Source organism: Natronorubrum sp. A-ect3 (genome assembly GCF_041821125.1).
Classification (GTDB): Archaea; Halobacteriota; Halobacteria; order Halobacteriales; family Natrialbaceae; genus Natronorubrum; species Natronorubrum bangense.
On record NZ_JBGUBB010000002.1, the window covers coordinates 380,580 to 401,705 of the forward strand.

21 protein-coding genes are annotated in these 21,126 nt (G+C 63.5%); 9 read left to right on the forward strand and 12 right to left on the reverse strand.

What is annotated here, in order from left to right; translation table 11 throughout:
- Positions 1–9 precede the first annotated feature (9 nt).
- A complete protein-coding gene (locus ACERJA_RS08530; protein WP_373607782.1) occupies positions 10–744 on the reverse strand; it encodes an MBL fold metallo-hydrolase in 735 nt (244 codons plus the stop codon).
- A 178-nt stretch (positions 745–922) separates the two neighbouring features.
- Here ACERJA_RS08530 and ACERJA_RS08535 point away from each other — a divergent pair, with 178 nt between their 5' ends.
- From ACERJA_RS08535 to ACERJA_RS08555, 5 genes are all read left to right on the forward strand, one after another.
- Entirely contained in the window at positions 923–1,171 is a 249-nt protein-coding gene (locus ACERJA_RS08535; RefSeq protein WP_373607783.1) for a hypothetical protein, read from the forward strand.
- Positions 1,172–1,242: 71 nt separating this feature from the next.
- Entirely contained in the window at positions 1,243–4,023 is a 2,781-nt protein-coding gene (locus ACERJA_RS08540) for an ATP-dependent helicase (protein ID WP_373607784.1), read from the forward strand.
- Between the two features lie 223 nt (positions 4,024–4,246).
- Positions 4,247–4,765, forward strand: a complete 519-nt coding sequence (locus tag ACERJA_RS08545) for a winged helix-turn-helix domain-containing protein (RefSeq protein ID WP_373607785.1) — start codon at positions 4,247–4,249, stop codon at positions 4,763–4,765.
- A gap of 162 nt (positions 4,766–4,927) precedes the next feature.
- A complete protein-coding gene (locus tag ACERJA_RS08550; protein WP_373607786.1) occupies positions 4,928–5,932 on the forward strand; it encodes a TIGR04024 family LLM class F420-dependent oxidoreductase in 1,005 nt (334 codons plus the stop codon).
- A gap of 95 nt (positions 5,933–6,027) precedes the next feature.
- Positions 6,028–7,014, forward strand: a complete 987-nt coding sequence (locus ACERJA_RS08555; protein ID WP_373607787.1) for an AIR synthase family protein — start codon at positions 6,028–6,030, stop codon at positions 7,012–7,014.
- On the opposite strand, the gene ACERJA_RS08560 is transcribed toward ACERJA_RS08555, so the two are convergent.
- Positions 6,978–8,141: an ion channel gene (locus ACERJA_RS08560; protein WP_373607788.1), complete on the reverse strand. Its 1,164-nt coding sequence runs from the start codon at positions 8,139–8,141 to the stop codon at positions 6,978–6,980. The genes ACERJA_RS08555 and ACERJA_RS08560 overlap by 37 nt on opposite strands.
- 116 nt (positions 8,142–8,257) lie before the next feature.
- Between ACERJA_RS08560 and ACERJA_RS08565 the strand changes: the two genes are divergently transcribed.
- Positions 8,258–8,455 carry a hypothetical protein gene (locus ACERJA_RS08565; RefSeq protein WP_373607789.1) on the forward strand — a complete coding sequence of 66 codons (198 nt, stop codon included), beginning with the start codon at positions 8,258–8,260 and terminating at the stop codon, positions 8,453–8,455.
- Here ACERJA_RS08565 and ACERJA_RS08570 read toward each other — a convergent pair.
- The 8 genes from ACERJA_RS08570 to ACERJA_RS08605 all read right to left on the reverse strand — a co-directional run bounded on the left by ACERJA_RS08570 (position 8,440) and on the right by ACERJA_RS08605 (position 18,224).
- Positions 8,440–9,297: a phosphatase PAP2 family protein gene (locus ACERJA_RS08570; RefSeq protein ID WP_373607790.1), complete on the reverse strand. Its 858-nt coding sequence runs from the start codon at positions 9,295–9,297 to the stop codon at positions 8,440–8,442. The two genes, ACERJA_RS08565 and ACERJA_RS08570, sit on opposite strands and share 16 nt — an antisense overlap.
- Positions 9,298–9,425: 128 nt before the next feature.
- Positions 9,426–10,316, reverse strand: coding sequence for a hypothetical protein (locus ACERJA_RS08575; RefSeq protein WP_373607791.1), 891 nt, complete (start codon positions 10,314–10,316; stop codon positions 9,426–9,428).
- Positions 10,317–10,387: 71 nt separating this feature from the next.
- A complete protein-coding gene (locus tag ACERJA_RS08580) occupies positions 10,388–13,207 on the reverse strand; it encodes an AAA domain-containing protein (RefSeq protein WP_373607792.1) in 2,820 nt (939 codons plus the stop codon).
- Between the two features lie 65 nt (positions 13,208–13,272).
- Positions 13,273–14,484 (reverse strand): ATP-grasp domain-containing protein, encoded by a 1,212-nt coding sequence (locus ACERJA_RS08585; RefSeq protein ID WP_373607793.1) that lies wholly within the window; start codon positions 14,482–14,484, stop codon positions 13,273–13,275.
- Positions 14,477–16,393: an asparagine synthase-related protein gene (locus tag ACERJA_RS08590; RefSeq protein WP_373607794.1), complete on the reverse strand. Its 1,917-nt coding sequence runs from the start codon at positions 16,391–16,393 to the stop codon at positions 14,477–14,479. Before ACERJA_RS08590 ends, ACERJA_RS08585 begins: the two co-directional genes overlap by 8 nt.
- A gap of 433 nt (positions 16,394–16,826) precedes the next feature.
- Entirely contained in the window at positions 16,827–17,381 is a 555-nt protein-coding gene (locus ACERJA_RS08595; protein ID WP_373607795.1) for a MarR family transcriptional regulator, read from the reverse strand.
- The gene (locus tag ACERJA_RS08600; protein WP_006064647.1) at positions 17,378–17,671 is read right to left on the reverse strand and encodes a hypothetical protein; all 294 of its coding nucleotides are present in this window, start codon (positions 17,669–17,671) and stop codon (positions 17,378–17,380) included. The genes ACERJA_RS08595 and ACERJA_RS08600 overlap by 4 nt, the downstream gene beginning before the upstream one ends.
- 289 nt (positions 17,672–17,960) lie before the next feature.
- Positions 17,961–18,224 carry a hypothetical protein gene (locus ACERJA_RS08605; protein ID WP_373607796.1) on the reverse strand — a complete coding sequence of 88 codons (264 nt, stop codon included), beginning with the start codon at positions 18,222–18,224 and terminating at the stop codon, positions 17,961–17,963.
- 150 nt (positions 18,225–18,374) lie between these two features.
- On the opposite strand from ACERJA_RS08605, the gene ACERJA_RS08610 reads away from it, so the two are divergent.
- The 3 genes from ACERJA_RS08610 (at position 18,375) to ACERJA_RS08620 (ending at position 19,627) form a co-directional block, all read left to right on the forward strand.
- Positions 18,375–18,926, forward strand: a complete 552-nt coding sequence (locus tag ACERJA_RS08610) for a hypothetical protein (RefSeq protein ID WP_373607797.1) — start codon at positions 18,375–18,377, stop codon at positions 18,924–18,926.
- 75 nt (positions 18,927–19,001) lie between these two features.
- Positions 19,002–19,406, forward strand: a complete 405-nt coding sequence (locus ACERJA_RS08615) for a nuclear transport factor 2 family protein (protein ID WP_373607798.1) — start codon at positions 19,002–19,004, stop codon at positions 19,404–19,406.
- Complete coding sequence (locus tag ACERJA_RS08620) at positions 19,403–19,627, forward strand: hypothetical protein (RefSeq protein ID WP_373607799.1); 225 nt, start codon at positions 19,403–19,405, stop codon at positions 19,625–19,627. Before ACERJA_RS08615 ends, ACERJA_RS08620 begins: the two co-directional genes overlap by 4 nt.
- Before the next feature lie 55 nt (positions 19,628–19,682).
- Here ACERJA_RS08620 and ACERJA_RS08625 read toward each other — a convergent pair whose 3' ends face one another.
- Positions 19,683–20,645 (reverse strand): zinc-dependent metalloprotease, encoded by a 963-nt coding sequence (locus tag ACERJA_RS08625; protein WP_373607800.1) that lies wholly within the window; start codon positions 20,643–20,645, stop codon positions 19,683–19,685.
- A gap of 42 nt (positions 20,646–20,687) precedes the next feature.
- Positions 20,688–20,987: a hypothetical protein gene (locus tag ACERJA_RS08630; protein ID WP_373607801.1), complete on the reverse strand. Its 300-nt coding sequence runs from the start codon at positions 20,985–20,987 to the stop codon at positions 20,688–20,690.
- Between the last annotated feature and the right edge of the window lie 139 nt (positions 20,988–21,126).

Consider the following 21,126-nt stretch of genomic DNA (forward strand, 5'->3'; position numbering starts at 1 on the left):
TCGCTGGTATCACTCGACCGAGATCGTTTTCAGATCCTCGGCGAAGCGGACATCGCCGTCGTAGTGGGTGCCGATCGACTCGAGCATCTCGTCGTGACGGCCCTCGGTGTGTGGATACAGATGCGTCAGGTAAACCCGTCCGATCTCTCGGCCGGCGAGTGCTTTGCCGAGCGTTTCCGGCGTCGGGTGGTTCGAGACGTCGACGTCGTCGGGGAACGAACAGTCGTGTGCCAGGATTGCCGAACCTTCGGCGAAGTTTGCCAGTCCGGCAAACGCCTCGGTGTCGCCGCTGAAGGTGAACAGATCGCCAAATCGGTAGGCCAGACACGGCAGCGAATGGCGCGTTTCGTAGGCCGAGACGTCGAAGCCAGCGACGGAGAACTCGCCAGCGACGACCTCCCGAACCTGCAGATCGAGTTTGTCCTGCATGTACTCGTGAACGTCGAGCAGGTCGTCGACCAGCGCTTTCGTTCCCTGCGGACCGACGATCTCGAGGTGGTCTTCGCCGGCGAGCCAGCGGGCTTTCATCAGTGGCAGCAGGTCGGCGACGTGATCGAGGTGATGGTGGGTCAACAACACCGTCGAGATCCGCTCGTAGCCGACGCCGGATTGCTGGAGTCGGTGCAAGACGCCCGAGCCACAGTCGACGAGCAGAGTTCGACCGTTCTCCTGAACGAGCACTCCCGTCTGGAAGCGCTCACCAGTCGGCATTGCGCTCCCGGTTCCGAGAAAGGTGACACGCATATCGAACCCTTCGAACGGCCTGCCCGATAAGGGTAGCCTCTTGGCGGTCGCGTCGCTTCCGGCAACTGCTCTGCTCGAGCGCGTTGGTACTGGCTCATCCCACGCCTGATCGGTTTCCTATCGCCCCGGAATCGGCGAGGGGTTTTCGATGATGGACGCTCTACATTCTTCTAGCACAGTGCCATCGCTCGAGTACTACGACAAACTCCTGCTCGCCATCGCCGGGAGCCTCGCGTTCGGGTTGGCGATCGGTGTTGCCACATCCGTCGCGTTCGAAATTGGACTTGCCGGTGGGGCGGTGTTTGCAACGCTGTTCGTCTACGATGCGCTCTTTCGCAACCCGCCGCTCCCGTCGACGGGTGCCAGAGCCGCCGTACTCGTCTGGCATGTGTTCGTCATCGTCGCGATCGCGACAGCGGTCCTCTGACCGACGACGCACGGTTCACTTTCGCTCCGGTGGGCAAACCCTCTTACATACCCATCCCCCAGACGACGACAATGGACGGGAGTGTGCGCCCATCGGTGCTGGATTCCGACGCCGAGTTGCCGTTCGATCCCGACGCGGTCACGATCGAGGACCGCGACGTTTTCGAGCTGCTCGAGCCCGCAGTCCAGGAGTGGTGGCTCGAGGCCTTCGGCGAGTACGTTCCCGAGAATAGCGGCTTTTTCACACCGCCACAGCGGGGTGCGATCCCGAAGATCCACGAGGGAACGAATACGCTGATCTGTGCGCCGACGGGGAGTGGCAAGACCCTTGCGAGCTTTACGTCGATACTGAACACTCTCTACGCAGCGGATCGGGACACGGATGATGGTCTCGAGAACGCCGTCTACTGTCTCTACATCTCGCCGCTGAAATCACTCGCCAACGACATCCACCGAAACCTCGAGGTCCCTCTCGAGGGGATCGAAGACATCGTCGCGAGCCGAGACGACGACCGAGCGATGGGCGAGATCCGCCACGCGATTCGCCACGGCGATACGTCCTCGAGTGACCGTCAGAAGATGCTCGAGGAGACTCCTCATATCCTCAACACGACACCTGAAACGCTCGCGATTTTGCTGAACTCGCCGAAGTTCCGCGAGAAACTGCGCACCGTCGAGTACGTCATCGTCGACGAGATCCATTCGTTAGCGGACGGCAAACGCGGCACCCACCTGTCGGTTAGCCTCGAGCGACTCGAGGCGATGACCGAGGGCGACATCACGCGAATCGGCTGTTCGGCGACGATCGACCCACTCTCGCAGGTAGCCGAATTTCTGGTCGGGCAGGAGACGCCGGGCGGTGACGCTCGTCCGTACGAGATCGTCGACGCTCGTTTCGCTCGCGAGTTCGACATCGAACTCGAGTGTCCGACCGACGATCTGATTAACACCTCCCGCGAGGTCGTCCAGGAGCGATTCTATCGACAGCTTCACGAGCACATTCAGGCCCACACGAACACACTCGTCTTCACAAACACGCGTTCGGGTGCCGAACGCGTCTTGCACACCCTCCGTGAACGCTTTGACGCCTACGACGAGGCCAACTCCGGCTGTCATCACGGCAGCCTTTCGAAAGACGTTCGTCAGGATATCGAGACGCGGCTGAAAGACGGCGACATCGACGTCGTCACGACCTCGACCAGCCTCGAGTTAGGGATCGACATGCCCCACGTCGATATGGTGGTCCAGGTCGGCTCGCCGAAAAGCGTCGCCGCGTTGCTCCAGCGAGTCGGCCGCGCGGGTCATCGCGTCGGCCAGACCGTCACTGGCCGGGTGATCGCCTTGGATCGGGACGAACTGCTCGAGTGTGCGGTCATGCTCAAAAAAGCCGACGACGGGTTCGTCGACTCGGTGTCGATCCCCCAAAACGCCCAGGACGTCGCCGCCCAGCACGTCTACGGGATGGCAATCGCCGAAATCCGCCCGGAGGCCGACCTGAAGGCGATTTTGAAGCGGGCCTACCCCTACCGGGACTACGCCGAGACGGAGTATGAGTCGCTGATGCGGTATCTCACCGCCGAGTACGCCGGCCTCGAGGATCGAAACGTCTACGCGAAGATCTGGCGCGACGAGAACGATCCACCCGACGGCGAGCACCACCACGAGGCGTTTCCCGTCGGCGAGTCCCTGATCGGCAAACGCGGCCGGCTGGCGCGGGTGATCTACATGACCAACATCGGGACGATCCCCGACTCGTTCACCTGTGATGTCTACACCCGCGCGAGCGACGAGTGGGCCGGCCAACTGGACGAGAACTACCTCGATACGCTCGAGAAAGGCGACGTGTTCGTCCTCGGCGGCGACCACTTCGAGTATCGCTACCGACGGGGCTCGAAAGTGTACGTCGATCGCACGAGCGCCCGCCCGACTGTCCCTTCGTGGTACTCCGAACGGCTACCGCTGTCGGTCGATCTCGGCCGAGAGATCCTCACGTTCCAGGCTGCCCTGCTCGACCACTACGAGACTGGCGGGCCACCCCGCGTTCGGGCCTGGCTGCGAGAGTTCCCGCTGGACGACGACAGCGTGCGCGCGATCGCCCGACTGTTCGACCACCAACTCCAGTACGCCGGCCTCGAGAGTGTAAGCACCCACGACCGGCTCGCGATCGAGGTCGTCCGCGACCGCGAGGAGTACGAACGCCACTACTACGTCCACTCGGCGTACGGCCGCAAAGTCAACGACGGCCTCTCGCGGCTGTTTGCCTACCACTGCGCCCAGCAGGCGACCACCAACGTCCGTGTCGCCGTCGCTGACAATGGCTTCGTCCTCTCGATGCCGTTGAATCGCAAGGTCGATCTCGAGGGACTCATCGACGACCTCGAGGCCGACGACGTCCGCGACGATCTCCGACGATCGATTTCGGGAACTGACCTCCTCCAGCGATATTTCCGCATCAACGCGACGCGAGCGCTGATGATCCTCAAACGCTACAAGGGCTACGAGAAATCGGCGAGCGAACAGCAGGTCTCGAGTGAGATGTTACTCGGCTTCGCGGAGGATCTCGAGAACTTCGCCGTTATCGAGGAAACGTATCGAGAGGTTCTCGAGGACAAACTCAACGTCGACGAAATAGAGGCGGTCGTCGGCGACATCGAAACCGGCGATCTCGAGGTTTCTCGAACATTGCTCGATTCGCCGACGCCGCGGGCGTTCGGGCTGGCGACGCTGTCGGCCAGCGATGTCGTCCTTGCCGAAGACGAAAGCGCCGCGTTGCAGGCGTTTCACGAACACGTCCTCGAGAAAATCGGCGATGAGTCGCTGCAGGGACTGCGGGCCAGCACAGACGACAACTAAGGCGACACCCCGGGACAGCGCTTCCACAACTCATAGATACCATTCAATATAACTCCGCAGTAGTGGCTCGAAATCCATAGTTCGGACAGATAGTTGGATGGTTTGCAGCATTCCGGTGTACGCTGGCGGTGAGCCAGCCGCTGTCGCGATCAGTAGGGACCGACTGACTGAACTCGTGGATTGAACAGATACACATCACTGAACCACAGAACGGTACACAACTATGACTGATGCCGAACAACCAAACTGGGACTTCAAGGACCGTGATATTGCTATCCTCTGTGAGCTCTCGAGCGACCCACAGCTGTCTTCGCGGGAACTGACGAACGTCCTCGAGTCGGAGTACGATATCGACGTCTCACACGTTACGGTCAGCGAGTCGATTCGACGGATGCGCGATGAGGGTGTGTTCCGGGAGGCCATTATTCCAAACGAGGAGTATTACACGTTCGCGCTGTTCGAGTTCAAGTTCAACACCCAACAGTTCGAAGACAACTGGCGAGACGCAATGGAGCATATCAAAAACGACAAGCACACGTTGTTTTTCTTCCTCTCGGATGGCGAGTACCAGTGGAAAACGGTCATGATGTTTCGCAGTCGTGAGCAGATTTCGAAGTGGATCCACAGCTGTTACAAAGAACACGGCGGCGTGATTGCAAACATCCGGAACTCCGCGGTTCACAACGTGTTGAAGTTCCAGACGGATCCGCAGATCTACAAAGACCTCCGAGACGAACAGTGATCAACCGGGAGTCGTCGCTCATGACGTTTCGGCAGCGTCCTCGTTTTTATCAGCGAACCACCCATACTGGCGAGTGAAACGACCAATGGTACCACAGCCACGCCTCGACGCCGAGACGACGATGTCTCGGGTTGTCACACGGAGTTCGGAGGATCGAAAGCGATGACCGACCGAGACGTCCACCTGCCGGTCGCCGCCCAACCGACCGTCGACTCGATCGTCGACTACACCCAGCGGGCGGAAGCCGGCGGCTACGACTGCGCATGGCTCCCCGAGACGTGGGGCCGCGACGCCGTCACCGTCCTGACGGCGATGGCCGAACGCACCGACGAAATTGCGATCGGCTCGAGCATCCTCAACACCTACTCACGGTCGCCAGCGCTGTTGGGCCAGACGGCAGCAACGTTACAGGAGGTCTCCGACGGCCGGTTCCGACTTGGACTCGGCCCGAGCGGCCCCGCCGTCATCGAGAACTGGCACGGTTTAGCGTACGGCAACCCGCTCAAGCGCACCCGCGAGACCGTCGACATCGTTCGGCAGGTGCTCTCGGGCGAGGCCGTCGACTACGACGGCGACGAGTTCGACCTCGCGGGCTTTCGGCTGCGCTGTGCGCCACCGGAGCCGACCCCGCCGATCGAAGTGACCGGCATGGGACCGAAGGCCGTCGAACTCGCCGGCCGCTTTGCCGACGGCTGGCACGGGATCATGCTCACCCCCGACGGCGTCCGCGACCGCCTCGAGGACATCGAACGCGGGGCCGAACTGGGCGAGCGCAGCCCCGAGGACGTTCACGTGACGACTGGCGTGACCTGCTGTGTGCTGGACGACACTGACCGCGCCCGCGAACTCGCGCGCCAGCACGTCGCCTTCTACGTCGGCGGCATGGGCACGTTCTACCGCGACGCACTCGAGCGACAGGGCTACGACGAGGCCACGGAGATCCACGACGCCTGGCAGGCAGGCGAGCGCGAGCGTGCACTCGAGTGCCTTGGAGACGACCTCCTCTCTGATCTCTGTGCCGTGGGCGACCCCGAATCGGCTCGTGAGAGCCTCGAGCGCTACGAGGCCGTCGACGGGATCGACGCGATCGCCGTCAGTTTCCCACGTGGCGCGACAGAAGCCGAGGTTCGACAGACGATGGATGCAGTGGCACCGGGAGCCGACTGAGCACCGGCGGTCGAACGACGTCGGCCGCGGTGTGTCTTTAGTGCGCTCGAGTCGACCCCGACAGCTACAAACCCCCAATCCCCTCAGTTCGTGGTATGCCCGGCAAGGTGAGCCCGGACGACTTGCTCGACCACGTCTTCGGCCGGACGGGAACGGCTGCCGACGACGAGACAGTACTACAGGGACCCGCAGACGGCGAGGACGCCGCTGGAATCGCAGTCCCCGGAAGCGACGAGACACTCGTCGTCAGCTCCGATCCAATCTCGCTTGCGGCCTCGCAGGTCGGCACGCTCGCCGTCCGCGTCGCCTGCAACGACGTCGCTGCCTCGGGTGCAGACCCGCGCTGGCTGACGGCCGTCATCATGCTTCCCGACGAGGACGCACCACTCGAGGCGATCACGCGCGACCTCGACGTGGCCGCTCGAGATATCGGCGCGTCGATCGTCGGCGGCCACACGGAGTACGTCGACCAACTCGAGCGCCCGCTGCTCTCGCTGACGGCGATGGGGATGGCCGAGTCGTTCGTCCCGACACACGGCGCTGAACCAGGCGACAGCGTCATCCTGACGAAAGCTGCCGGGCTCGAGGGCACCGCGATCCTCGCGTCCGACTTCGGCGATGACCTCGGCGTCGACGACGCCACCTGCGAGCGCGCTGCGGGGTTTGTCGATGAGATCAGTATCGTCGCCGACGGCCGCGCGATCCGCGAGTATGCCACGGCGATGCACGATCCCACTGAAGGCGGCGTCGCCGCCGGTGCGCTCGAGATCGCCCGCGCTTCGGACGTTCGCCTCGAGATCGATCGCGACGCGGTGCCGATTCGCGAGGAGACCCAGCAGCTATGTGCGGCGGCCGACGTCGATCCGTTGCGAATTTTCGGCTCCGGGGCGTTGCTCGCGACCGTGCCGAGCGAGGCCGTCGATGACTGTCTCGAGTCGCTCGCCGAGGCAGGCCTTGAAGGGGCCGAAATCGGCACGGTCCAAGCGGGTGCGTTCGAACTGATCCTCGACGGTGAGTCGATAACCGACCCGATCGAGGACGACCTTTACCCGCTCTGGGAGGCGGCCGACGCCGAGGACTGACCGTCGGGACTGCTGGCTGCCAGCACCGCGTCGATGACCGTCTCGATGAGGACCGGGTCGGGCGCGACGACGATGTCCGCCCCGAGACGAACGAACGGGTCGCTCGAGTCGGCTGTAGCAACGGCCACGATTTTGGCGTCGGTGTACGACTGGGTGGCAGCGATGGCGTCGCCGGCATCGGTTCCAGCAGCCGAAACGAGCACTGCACGACACCGCTCGAGGCCCGCTCGCTCGAGCGTGTCGCCGTCTGTCACCTCGCCGACGAACCTGTTGACATCGTCGGGCAGGCTCGACACTGCGTCTTCGTTCGTGAGGACCGTGACCGACGCGTGTTTTGCAAGCCCCTCGAGTACGGGTGCGAGCGTCGCGTCGCCGTCGAGGACGGCGACCTGTGGTGTGTCTCCATCCTCGCTGCCGCCGGCAGCGCTGGTGTCGGTCGTCGTCATCGCGCGTCGACCAGTTCGCTCGAGGTGGGCCTCGAGTGCGGGCTGGAACAGGCTGCCGGCGGCCGCGGCGATGGTCGCGGGCCCAAGGATCGCCAGCGAGATGGCAAAGAGGCGTCCCGAATCGGTGGCTGCGTGGATGTCGCCGTAGCCGACTGTACTCGCGGTGACGACAGTGAAGTAGACCGCGTCGACGACGCCGTCAACGCCGTCGAACTCTCCGCGGAGCGCGTACGCACCGGCAGTGCCGTAACAGAACACGCCGACGAGCGCCAGCAGTGCGCCGATCTGCGTTGCAGTGAGATGACTCGAGCGACCGAACCGCCCGCTCGTGGCCACGAGAACGACGAGGCCGCCGACAGAGAGGACAACGAGCGGCACCGAGAGCAGCCGGTACTGGACGATACCGTGAGCCGCCGACAGCCCAATAAGGACGACAGCGGCGGCGAACGCGATTCGGTACCCCCGTCGCATTCCCCACGCGGTGACGAGCAGGGCGAAGCCGATGATGGTGCCGCTGAACTCCGTGACCGCCTGCAGCGTCCCGAGGACGCCGGCCGCCTCGACAGCGGGAGCCGTGAGAATCGCCGCGACGCCGGTCACGATTGACGTCAGCGCGATCGCGACGACGACCCAGACCACGACCCGAACGCCGGGCCGACGCGGGTGAAGCGAGTCGAGCATAGCGAGTCCTCACCGCCGACAGCGGTAAATCCCCGGCCGTCTTCCACGTTCCGAGACCGGACCCTGCGCGAATTCGCCTGCACGAGTGTTTCCCTCATGATAGTGGTTGTCGTGGTATGGCGACAATCGCGTACGAGACACCCGACGGCACCGCCGAGGAAGCGGTCGACGCCGAGCATATCACGGACTCGGGGAAGGTACAGGGCGTTCGAATCAGACTCGAGAACGCGGGCTTCGTCCACGTACCGTACACTCGGCTGTACTGGATTCGAATGAGCGAGGACGAAGGGAGTGTCGACTACTCCTCGGCGTAACGACCCGAGCGACGGTCGACCACCGCCGAACCGACGTGGCCGACGACCGCGGGAACGACGATGATCCACGCGACGAGAGCAGCGTAGAGTGCGCCGAGCGCGAGTGTGGCGCTGACGGCCGATTCGGCAAGTTGGAGCGCCACGACGCCGCCGCCACCGACAGCGGCGAGGGCGACGCCCTCGAGTCTCGAGCGCAGGGCTGGGAGCCCGTTGATTCGACCGGCAGTCAGCAGGCCGCCGAGCGCCCCGCCAACGGCAAGGATAGTGTCCTCGCGGCCGCCAGTGATGGCGAGGGCGGGCACCGCGAGGACGATTGCGATCGCGAATCCGACTGCCGGTACACCGCGAGTGAGTCGGTTCATCGCGACGACGAAGCCGACGCCCAACAGTGCGCCGACGATCACATCACCGAGGTAGTGGACCCCGAGGACGACTCTCGAGAGCGAGATGGCGATGACGAGCGCCCCGACGCCGGCGACGGCCCACGCCTCTCGAGATCGGTTGGATACCGAGAGCAGACCGCCATAGACGACCGTCGCCGCGAACGCGTGACCGCTCGGGAAGCCGTAGCCCTCGCGTTCACTCTCGAGGGCGACCAGCATGGCGTCTTCCGGCGGACGCGGGAGTGCGAGCGCTGTTTTCAACGCGAGCATCACCGCGAGGCCGGCGATCGCGTAGCTGATCACGAGCGCGCTCTGTCGTCGATCGCCCCACCAGAACAACAGCGCAAGGATCCCCATCAGCGCCGTGACGCCGCCGAGTTCGGTAATTGCGATCACGAACTCCGCATACTCCGCAGACACCGCCTCGCGAACGAGTTCACTCTCCGCTTCGAGTCTCATCACGGGTACTGACTGTCAGGTAACTCTATATAAGCGTATCCCGTCGCCGTCGCGTCGGGCCGGCTCTCGAGGCGACGCCGACCGCCGTCGATCCGGACCCGCGGCCGACACGAGCGAACGCGAGAAACTCACTCGATCTTCGCCGTAGTCATGACGATGGCAGTCTCGCCGTCGTCGTAGATCACCGTCAGTTCCGCTCCGGTTGGCACGTCCTCGATCGTGGCCGTCTCGCCTGCGGTTACCGTCTCGACGCCGAACGAATTTTCGTGTCGGTCGCCGTCGACCTCGACGACGACGGCGTCGCCCTCGAGGTGGTCACCGCCCGTGTGGGTGAGTTCGACGGTTGCCTCGTCGTCCAGCCGTTCGATATCGAACGCGACCTGTGGAACACTCTCCGTTTCGGTATCGGCTTCCGGTCGGCGAATGCCGACAAGCGTCGCCGTCCCTGCCTCGAGTGCATCCTGGCCGCTGTCGACGACGACGAGGCCGTCGACGTCGGCACTCGTCTCGAGGTGGAACACGCCGGCCTGCAGGTCGTCGAACGACGCCTGACGCTCGTCAGTGGGGGTGTTGTCCACGAGCTCGACGAGCGTCCAGTCGGCATGATCGACGAACGGCCCGTTCGCAAAGACGTGATACGTCACGCTGTCGCTATCCATGACTGGGGCGATGTAGGCCGTCGGGACGTCACTGTCGAGATCACGGCTGACACGGAGTTCGTCGGCCGTCGCGTCCGCACCCTTGAACTGTGCAGCGAGGACGAACGCCGACTCGGAACCCGAATACTCGATCTCTTGCCCGTCGTCCGTGACGCGCACGTCGTCGTCGACGAACGCGGGATACTCCACAGTTGCGTCGGCCGTCACTGCGTTGGCGAGTGCATTCGAGTCGTCGCCGTCGGTGTCGTCTTCGCTCGACTCGTCGGGTTCGACGGATGACTCGTCCAGACAGCCGGCACCTGCTGTGGCGATGACGCCCGCAGTGACGGCGAGCAGTCGTCGTCTCGATGATTCTGTCATTGTGACGGCTTTCGAAGCAAGCTATAAACCTGTTGCCAACTCGTCGAAGGAACAAACACTCCTGTGTCGGGCTACGTCCGCGCCCACTCGAGCATTCGCGCATAGACCGGATCGGACGAAAGCGCCGCCGGATCGCCGACGAGCACGAGCGCGCGTTTCGGTCGGGTCAGCGCGACGTTGATGCGTCGGTAATCCTCGAAGATGGGTCCCTCGAGCGTTCCCGTCGCAGTAAAAGAGATAATGATGACCTCCTGACTCGAGCCCTGAAAACGGTCGACCGTATCGACGGTGACGTCGTCGGGCACGTGTCTCGAGAGTTCGGAGACCTGCGCCCGGAAGGGAGCGATAACGCCGATTTCGGATCGCTCGAGGCCTGCCGCCTCATACTGCTCGATCAGGTCGGCGATCCGCGCTGCCTCCTCACTGTCGGTGTACTGCCCGCCGTCGCCCTCGACGTCGACGAACGTGACTGGGTCCTGCAGTGCTGGGGGGAGTGCATCCCTGGCAACGCCCTCGAGATCGTTCAAGGTTCGTCCGGCGACCTCGGGTTCGGCGGGTCGGAGCTCGCCGTCGTAGAACTCCCTCGAGGCGAAGGCCTGAATGCGCTGGTTCATCCGGTACTGGCGGTCGAGCATGACCCCAGCCTCGGGATGGCAATCGATGAGGCGTTCGAACAGCGACTCCGTGAGGTCGTTTTCGGCGCGGACGACTGGCGGCAGCTGTTCGTGATCGCCGACGAGGACGAATCGCTCGGCGAGATTGATCGCCGCGCAGGTGCCTGGCTCCGTGAGCTGGGCGGCCTCGTCGACCAGTGCGACGTCGAACGCCTGCTCTTTCATCACTCGAGAGCCACAGGTCGCCGTCGTCGCGGCGACGACCTGTGCGTTCTGGAGTTCGGCGACGCGGTCTTCCGGGTCCCCCGAGCGCTCGAGGCGATACGGCTCCATATCCTCGCGGATGCCGCTTTCGGAGCCGACGCGGACGACGGAGACGCCTTCGCCGTCTCCAGATCGTTGCGTCTGCGACCCAACGCCGTCTTCGAGTTGCTCGAGCAAGGCCTCGAGAGCGTTGTCGACGGCTCGGTTCGTAAACGCAGAGAGCAGGACGCGCTCACCGCGTTCGACCATCGCGCGAATGGCACGGGCAATGGTGTAGGTCTTCCCGGTGCCCGGCGGCCCGTGAATCAGGGCACAGTCTCGCGCGCCGACGGCTTTCGTTACGGCCTCGTTCTGGGCGGCGTTGTTGTCGATGAACGTCTCGTCGACGCCGCCGGTTTCACCGGCTCTGTTTCGGTGCGTCTCCGACGCACCGCTCTCCTCGAACTCGGGCGTGGCTCGCCCGAACAGGATATCCTTGCGACGCTCGTCGCCTTTGAGCAACGCGTCGTGCATCGCGACCAGCAGCCGGTCGGTCGTCAGTTCGGAGGGGTAGACGTCGAGCCGCGTGACCTCGACCGGCTCGTCGGCCGTCAGGACGACCACATCGTCCAACCGTTCGATGGTTGCGAGTTCCGAACTCCCCCGGACTGGATGGCCGTCGCTCGCCAAGACGAAGTCGCCTTCCCGTATCTTCGAGTTCGCGCTGCTCGTCCGGCGGGCGCGAAGCTCCCAGCGACCGCCCTCGAGTGGGCGTTTCTCGATAAACTCGAGGTCGATCAGCGCCCGATCGTCGTCGGCGCGCTCCTGGGCGTCCTGTTCCCAGAGTTTGGCGTACTCGTGGTGGACCTCCCGGCGTTCTTCTTCGATCGCCCGATAGAACCGATCGAAGTACTCGCGTTCCTCCTCGGGTAGCGGCGTCGCGATCTGGCCGGCTTTCGACTCCTGATCGAGCCGGCCCGAGACGACCATGCAGGTGTCCTGTTCGAAACAGTACTCACACTTGGCCGACCCCTCGTAGCCGGTCGGGATGTCGCCGGCGATCTCCATCGCCGCGAGTTCGTTGCGCTGGCGGACGACGAACTTCAACAGCCCATCGCCCATCGTGAACTCCTTTGCCGGGGTGAGATCGCCCGTTTCCTCGTTGCGATCCAGCGCCGAGTTTTTCGTGTAGAGCAGCGTCCCGAGGTCGACGTCGCCGCCGTGTTCTTCGAGCAAGAGCGCATAACAGGCCGCCTGCACCTTGTCTTTGAACCGCGGCTCTTTTTTCAGGTTTTTGCCCGTCTTGAGTTCGACCGGCGCGCCGCGTCGGATGGCGTCGGCCCGCCCGCGAATGCCGAACGTCTCGCTGATGAGCAACTGCTCGGAGCGCCAGCTGTCTTCTTCGGTTAACCGACCCTGCTCGAGCCACCCTTCGATCGCTGTGGCGTTCTCCCGAACCTCCTCGGCGACAGCCTCGGACGTCTCGCCGAGCAAGCCGAGTTCGAGGCCGCGTTCGTCGACGCGGGCGGCGATCGATTCCTCGAGGTCGCGGCCACGAAGCAGGTCGCCAAAGACTTCGTGGACCAGGGTCCCTTTGACGACGGGATAGTTCAGCGGCACACCCGACAGTTTGTTCAGATAGTAGAGTCGGGGACACTCCACCCAGTTGCGGATCGCCGTCACGTTCACCAGAAAACTCGGCTCGACGACGACGTAGGAGTCGCCCGTCGTCGCATACTGGGTCTCGCCCTGATACTCTTCTTTTTTGGCGTTGGTAACGAGCACCTCCATTCCCGGCTCGAGATAGTCAGCCGACTCAGCCCACTTGTTCCAGAGGGTTACCGTCGTGGTCTCGTGGCCAGCTGCGAGGTCCGTCTCCGTGTCGTCTTGAGGACGCGCCACCGTTTGTGACGCTGTGCCGTTATCGCCGTCGCCTGCCATCCGCAACGGCACTTCAGCGAGGTCGCTCTCGCCGTAGCTCGTCGACACCGTCCGCACCTCAACCTCATCCGCGACGGTTCCGCGTACGTACACGACTGTTTGTCACGGACGAGTCCTCAAAAACGCTATCGGTCGTCCGTCCACGCGCCGTCCACCTGTTAGTTGCTCCCCGAGCCGAACCGTCTCGTCACCGCCCCCTCGAGTTCGGTCCTGACCTGTCGGAGGATCGGGCGCGGGTCGTCCAGATGGCCGTAATCGAACTGCGGCGTCGTAACACACGAGCCGATAATCTCGGCCGCCCGCCCCGGCAGCGGGGGCCGTTCGACGAACGGAGAGTCCTCGCGAATGACACTTACCAGATGCTCGAGTTCGCCGTACAGGTAGTGGGTGCCGACGCCGACGTCGTAGCCGGGTTCGATCAGGTCGGACCGACCGGTGGCCGCCAGCCAGTACCAGGCCGGGAAGTCCGCACCGGCGCGAGTCGCACACGCGAGCGACTGCCACATCCGCGGGTTGATCTCGATGATCGAGAACTCGCCGGTTTTCGTGTCTCGGACGTACTCGATACAGGCGAGGCCGTGCCACTCGAGTTCGTCAAGGATCGCCCGGCCGGCGTCCTCGAGTTCCGGAATGTCGACCGACTCCCGGAAGACGCCCCCGCTGCCGGTGTAGGAGTCGCCGCGAAGCTGGCGGTGCTGGAACGTGCCGAGCGCTTCTCCGTGGTCGTACAGCGCCCCGAAGAGGTACTCCTCGCCCTCGACGTACTCCTGGACGATCGGTTCGTGGCCCATCTCCGCCTGGAGCATGTCGACGTCCGGCGTCTCGCCCGCCGGTACGTGTTCGACCGACTTGGCGATCGTCGAGTCCTCGAACGTGAACTCCTCGAGGTACGTATCGGTGAGCAGGTTGTACCGGGACTTGACGACTCTGTCGCCGCTCCAGTCGTCGACGTCGCCGAGCAGTTGGGTGTCCGGGATCGCCACATCGGCCTGCTTTGCAGCCTCCGCGAGTTGCTTTCGGTCGTGAACCGATTGCAGCGTCTCGAGATTCGGGACGACGACGTCGACGTGGCGCTCGAACTCGTCGGCGTACTTCGCGAGGACGTACGGGTCGTGTGGCCGGTGGGGGACGATCGTCCGAACGTCCGGCCGGGCGGCCAGGCCCAACAGCGCGTCCCTGTACGCCGGGAGATCGCTCGGCGGTGAGACCAGCACCGACTCGTCGCAGTACCGGGAAGCGGTGACGCTCAGAGACTCGTCGTCGACCGCGGCGATCGTATGGACGTCGCGGTGACCGAGCGATCTGACGGTCGCGTACCCGTGTGGATATCGCGATGCGGTGACGACGACGGCGTCGCGGTTGTCAGTCAAGATCGATCACCGTCGGTTGGAGACACCGCTCGAACGGACCGGGCGTGTGATCGTGTCGCATCGTCGAATCGTCCTCGAGTACACACGCCGTCGCGGGCATCGTCAGGACTGTCAACAGCGTATAAAGCTCGCCGACACGGTCTTCGCCGCGACAGTGGGTCCGGTACAACTCGCGTATCGCGTCGGCGTCCGGACCGGGGAGCGCGTCGGCGAGACCGCCCTTCGCCTCGAGGATGTCGGTCGCGAACCCGAACGAGCGAAGCAGTTCTGCGTCGTCAAGCCACGGGCCGTCGGTCAGATACGGCTCCGGCGGCGACCGGGGCGAGACGTACTTCTGCCAGCACTCCATCGCGTGTTCGCCGGCGTACGCGGCCGGGAACGACCGCGAGAGCGAAACGCCGGTGCTCGCGTGTGGGATCGCCGCCAACTCGGGGGACAGTCGCTCGACGGCCCGGTTGACGAGGTTCCGTCGGAGCCGGTACCGGATCGGCATCGACAACGAAAGGTCGACGAGTCGGTCGTCGAGAAACGGCGTTCGATACGGAAGGGTCTGCCGGAGGGCGGTGTGAAATCGCATGTCGTCGTCGTTCGACAACGGATACAGATCGCCGTAGTAGACGACTTCCTCGAGCGAGTCGTAGGTGACGCCGTGATGGACGATCCGATCGCCCTCGCGGTAGATGTTCTCCTCGAGCACCGTCCGGAGGTCGGTCGGGGTTTCGAGATCGTCGTGGGCCCGCTCGAGCAGGAGATCGATGTAGTCGTCGACCGTCTCGACCGACCGCTCGACCGGCAGCGTCACCGATCCCAGCGGGCCGAGCGACGTCGTCGGGGACGGGATTCCGAACCCGTCGAACAGCGAGTCGGCGTACAGCCCCGACAGGAGTCCGTCGATCCGGTCCGTGAGTTCGTCTTCGAAACCGGTCGTGTACGGCTGCGTGAACCAGCCGTTGAACGAGCCCGCCCACCGGTTGCGCTCGAGCGCGTTGATCCGGTACTGTGGCCCCCGCTCGAGCAGTTCGAACTCGGCGTCAGCTGTAAGCGCGACCCGTTCCGCGATGCGGGCCTCGCGGTTCATCCAATCGTTCATATGAAACGCTGTCGCGTCCTCGAGGCCAGCCAGTACGAGCCTGGAGTCGCTGCCCCCGGAGAGCAACACGCCGTAGTCGCGACCGTCTCGCGTCCACTCCTCGACGACCGTCCGGAACCGACGCGTGAACTCGTCGACAAACCACTCGAACGACTCATCGCGCGGGCAGTATCGCGGCCGCCAGTACTGGTCGGTCGTCAGGTCGCCCTCGGCGAGCGAAAGCGTCGTGATCGTCCCCGGCTCGAGTTTCTCGATTTTCTCGAACGGCGTCGTCACCCCGAACGTTCGGCGAAAGGCGAGATACTCGTGGAGGTACGCCGGGGAGAAGGCAGTGTCAACTGCCGGATGAAACGGGAGCGCCTGGACGTTCGTCGAAAAGACGAGCGTCTCGTCATCTGGCCGCGTCCAGTAGACCGGTACCGTGCCGAGTCGATCGGTACACAACGAGAGTCGGTCGCGTTCCGCGTCGTACAAGAGCAGCGTGAAGTTCCCGTTGAGTTCGCCGACGAAGTCGATCCCTTCGCGTTCGTACCGCGACAGGCAGTACTGTGCGGGATCGACACCGGTGGGACGAGGCTCGTACTGTCCGGGTCGCGTTCCGTCGCTCGAGTCGGCTCCGTACACGTCGCCGATCACCCAGCAGCAGATCGATCCATTGCTGGCCGCGTGGGGACCGTTCGAGGCCCGGTGTACCCGTGGCGCTGCCGCGATCGCCACGCCGTCGGTTGCGTACTGTACGCTGGCGTCGGACGGAAGCCAGTCGTCGAGTATGCCCGCAGCCGAGCCGCCGGTGTGGACCACCCCGTGTGTGTATCGCATCTCTCATCACCTCTCCGCCGAGTCGAGCAGCGCTTGCTGATCGACGGTCGGCGAAAGTACGCGAGCCTGCATCATAGCCGACGGAAGTACGCGAGCCTGCATCATAGCCGACGAAGGGGTCGCTGCGGTATTTATTATATCTACGATAGAATCAATGCATTCCGTGAGTTCAGTCGTAGTAACTGAGATTGGCCTCCATCACGAATCCGTAACCCGCTGAACGGCCGTCCGAGACCCGGTATTTCGGCCGACCGACACGACTGACCGAGCGATCGTCCGCCGGGAGCGTCGCCTTCACACTACGGCACGACGGGAACTCTTTCACGTGGTAAAACCGTTAGAAACAGTTCATGATCGATTCGTCGGGTGTCGAGCTCCGTCCGATCGTCAGACGTCGGGACGATCGACGCGTGGTACGACCGGTCGGTCCGTATCAGTCACCGTCCTCAATCGTCTCACCCTCGAGATACCGTCTCCCGCGGTCCGTAATCTCGTACTTGCCACGGTCGACCCGCTCGACGAGTTCGTGCTCGGCTAACTCGTTTAAGCGGCGGTTGACTGCTCCCCGACTCCGATCGATGTTTCGGGCGATCAGCGACGGCGTGAGAACCAGTCCTGCGGTCTCGAGCGTTCGAAGGATGTGTCCGTCCATCGGCGTCATCCACTCCGGTGGCGACCGAACCGCGCTCGGATCGGCACAGAGAAAGACCGACCACTCCGTCCGCCGGAGACGGTTGTGCATCGGATCGTAGAGCCCGTATGCGACGAGCAGCGCAGCCACCCCGTGGACGAAGTGAATCGCCGGGCGATACGTCAGCTGCACGAGCGGATCGCCGATGACAAAGAGAAACAGTCCGACGAACGAGACGGCTATCGATGGCCGGGTGCGAAGCTGGACCCGGTTCCGATACAGGAGGATGCAGAGGACAAGGCTGGCCAGTACCCCGACGAATAGATCGTACGCCACAAGCATTGAGTGGTCAGTCACGACTCTCCCCCGAAGTCGTGAAGCGTCAGGAAGAGCAGCGACACGAGGACGAGGACGCTCGTGTTGACCCCGCTCTTGAGAAGCCGTACGAGCGGAACGTCACAGCCGACGAGCAAGACGAGGCCGTTCTGGACAGTAAACAGTGACATCACCACCAGGAGCGCAAAAACGAGCGTTCCGATCGGCGTACGACGGAAGACGGACCACAGAAGCAACGAGAGGAGCGTCGCACTCGTCCCCGTAATAACTGCAAAGAGGACCGAGGCCTCATAGACGAGACAATCGCTCATTAGCCGACTATCGATTACTCCTTCTCATTACTCTTGCTCTGTTGACCGCCGTCTTTCGCGGACTCGAGACCGGATCAGCGGCCGAATCCGCTCAAGCGACGCGTCGTAAGCCCGGATTACTCGCGTCGGACCTCGTCTCGAGGTGGAACAGCCGCCGACGTTTTTGCCCGAATGAAACGGATCACCGCCCGTTATGAGTGACTCGAGCAGGGACGACCGTGATCGGGAACCAACGAGCGGGGCCGGTGACGTCGGCGACGAGGAACGGGTGTAAGCGGTTCGAGCCCGCCTAGCGGGCCGGACCGAACTCCGGCTCGAGTCCGTCCTCGAGCCGTCGGAGCCGGTGTTCGGCGGCGTGATGGCGAATCGCCACGACGGCAAACGCGACCATGACGACGGCGAACGGACTCGAGACTGCGAACGAGACGCCGTTGAGATAGCTATTTCCGAGCTGTCCGACGGCAAGTGCAAGCGGGCCGAGTGCGAGCAGGCTGCTTTTGACAGGCGTTGCACGAAACAGTTCGACGAGCGAGAGTGACTGGCGGACAGACATGGACAAGCGTCAGTTACTCGTTCTGTCGGCGGAGTCGGGGTAGCCTTTTTGCTTCGACCCGATCGGGTGCGGGGGCCTGTTTCGAATCGACTGGCAGGGTCGATCGTCGCGACCGATACGTTCATTCTGCCTGCCTCACAACCACTACGTATGCGGATTCGCGAGTGGAAAGACATACTCGAGGACGTCACCGAGCGGAACGTCGAGCCGGAGGATTGGCGTGCTGTCGCCGGTGATCGTGCCGGCGGCGTCGGCGAAGACATGTACCTCGCGCATCCAGCGGCCGGGGTCTTCTTCCTGAAGACCTACGCAAAGAACCCGTTCGAGGTGCGCGGCGTCGGCACGCGGGTTGCTCGCAGTCTCGATGACGAAATCGGCTCATTTCTCCCCCAACAGGACGAGGGCGGGCGCTTTGCCGTGCAGTCGCCACCCGAAGATGCGGACCAGGCCGAAACCGTCGGCAAGCGACTCGAGACCGTCCTCGAGACCCATGCGGACGCGCCGACGCGTCCACAGGATCTGTTCGACGATGTCATGGAAGCTCTCGAGAGCCCCGCGTTCGGTCCGATGGCCTACGACCAGTACGACCGGCCCGACGAACTCGACGGGCTTTCCGAGCAGTTCGAGGAAGCCGACGACCTGCTAAACGCGGAACTCGATGACTTGATCGAGACCGACGAAGTCGATCGTGGCTTCATGTGAGCGACGGTGGCTGCAGCGTTCAGCCTGCGTTTGCGACCGGTGTGTCTTTGCAGGCGGATACCGACTGGTGATGATATGAGCGACCGTGCAGAAACCGTCGTCCGTGACTACTACGACACACTCCAGTCCGGTGAGCCGCTGTCACCATACTTTCTCGAGGACGAATCGACTGTCAAATTCGGGATCAGCGAGTCGCTGTACGGATTCGAGGCCATCAGCGAGGCGTTACGAGAACAGACGGCGACGACTGAGGAATGGACCCTCGAGAGCGAGCACCTGGTCGTCACGGAACGCAACGGCAGTGCTACGTTCGCCGACGAGGTGACGATGGCCTGGACGGACACCGAAGACAACGACCGACGGCGCTTCGAGACGCGCTGGAGCGGCACACTCGTCGAGACAGCAAGAAGCGAGGCAGCCGTCGACGCACACGAGTGGCTGTTCGCGACGATGCATGTCAGCGCGGCCCACGAGCTATGAGACGTGGGCCTGGGCGCGACCCCAGAACGACGTCGTCCGGAAGTGAGTTGACCCGGCCATCAGCCTGGATCGAGGCCGGATTCGTCTTGCTCGTCGGTCTTTCGGGTGGGATGATGGCACTCCAGGGTGGGGCATCACTGGCCGTGATCGGGCTGATGATGGTCGGTGGCCTCATCGCTGGCGGCGCGTTGCTCTGGTATCTTCGCTGGATTGTCGACTAGTAGCTCACACGTTGACTGCTGTGCCGGCGCAAACGGTGCCGGTCGCCAGATACGCTCAACGGTCGACACGCCGGAGCCATAGCTCGGGCTCGTCGAGTTCGTCGTGTGTCGGGAGATATGCTGGTCCCTCCCAGACAAGACTCGCCGTCTCGAGGTCGCGTGCGCTAACGACATCTTCGAAGAAGTTCTTCCCGCGTTTGTACTGTCGTTCCTTGAGGCCGAGTCCGAGCAGCCGTCGGAACAGTTGCTGGAGCGGGCCGCGACCCTGTCTGCGTTCGTCGAGTTTTCGACGCAGGTCGGCGTACTCATCGTCGAAGGCGTGGTCCATGAGGAGTTCGGCGTACCCCTCGACGACGGTCATCGCTGCATCGAGTTCGCGGAACGATGCCCGGTTGAACGAGCCGTCCGAGAGCGCTGCGATGCCGTCTTCCATACGGGTCTCGAGGTGGTCGGACAACCAGGGTGCAGCGCCGAACTCGGCGGCATGGGTTACCTCGTGGAAGGCGATCCAGCGCCGGAACCGGTCGGCGTCGACGTCGAGTTTCTCGGCGGCGTTCAAGATGTTCGGCCGAACGAAATACAGCGCGTGATCGTCGGCGGGCGTCTCGGCGAGCAAGAGCGGATCGTACTGGCCCAGCACGTTTCGACCGAGAAACGCGAGCAGGACGGTCATCGTCCCCGTATTGACTGTTCGGGCAACACCGGGGAACGTGCCGGTCTGGACCTGACTCTCGAGGGTGCCCATGACGCGTTCGAACGTCGCGATGTTGGCGTCGATCCAGTGGTGACGGTTCTGGATCTCGATAGTGTCGGGAACGTCGAACTCGGCACCCGAGACCGTTCGGATGGCGTCTCGCGCCTCTCGGACGTCACGCGCGTAGGCCTCGCGCTCGGCGGCTGGAACATCGAGCGACCCCGGCTCGGTCGCTGCTTTCGCAGCGTCGGCAGCCGACTGCCAGTCGATCATATCGTCACCGGACGCCCCGGCAACGGCCTGGGCGCTACGATAGAGATTCACGAATGCAGATACGGGAAGCAGGCGCAAAAGCGTTCGGTCAGGTTAGTTGACGATGACGTCGGGCTCTTCTTCTGTCTCGAGGTCTGGCTCGTCGTCGTCGCCGCGGAACTTCTTGGCAGCGGCGGCGATGCCGACGAGGACGACGAGTGCGACGATGGCACCCACGGCTTTTCCGCCGGAGCTGTCGTCAGTCGTGGCAGCTTCGTCCTCGTCAGTTTCGGCCTCGAGGTCGGATGACTCCTCGCTGTCGCCGAACGGAAGCGGCTCGTCGAGCGTTCGTGGTCCAAACTGGGTGTCGCCGTCAAGATGCAACTCGATGAAGGTAAACTTCTTTTCTCCCATAACCGGATGTCCCACGAGTGTCCACTTAGCCGTTGGGTTCGGGTTCTGAGAGCGAGAGGCAACAGGATAGTACCAACTGCAACGACTTCCACACGCATCGCACAGCTGTCGTGCGATCAGATGTGCAGTGACGTTCGGT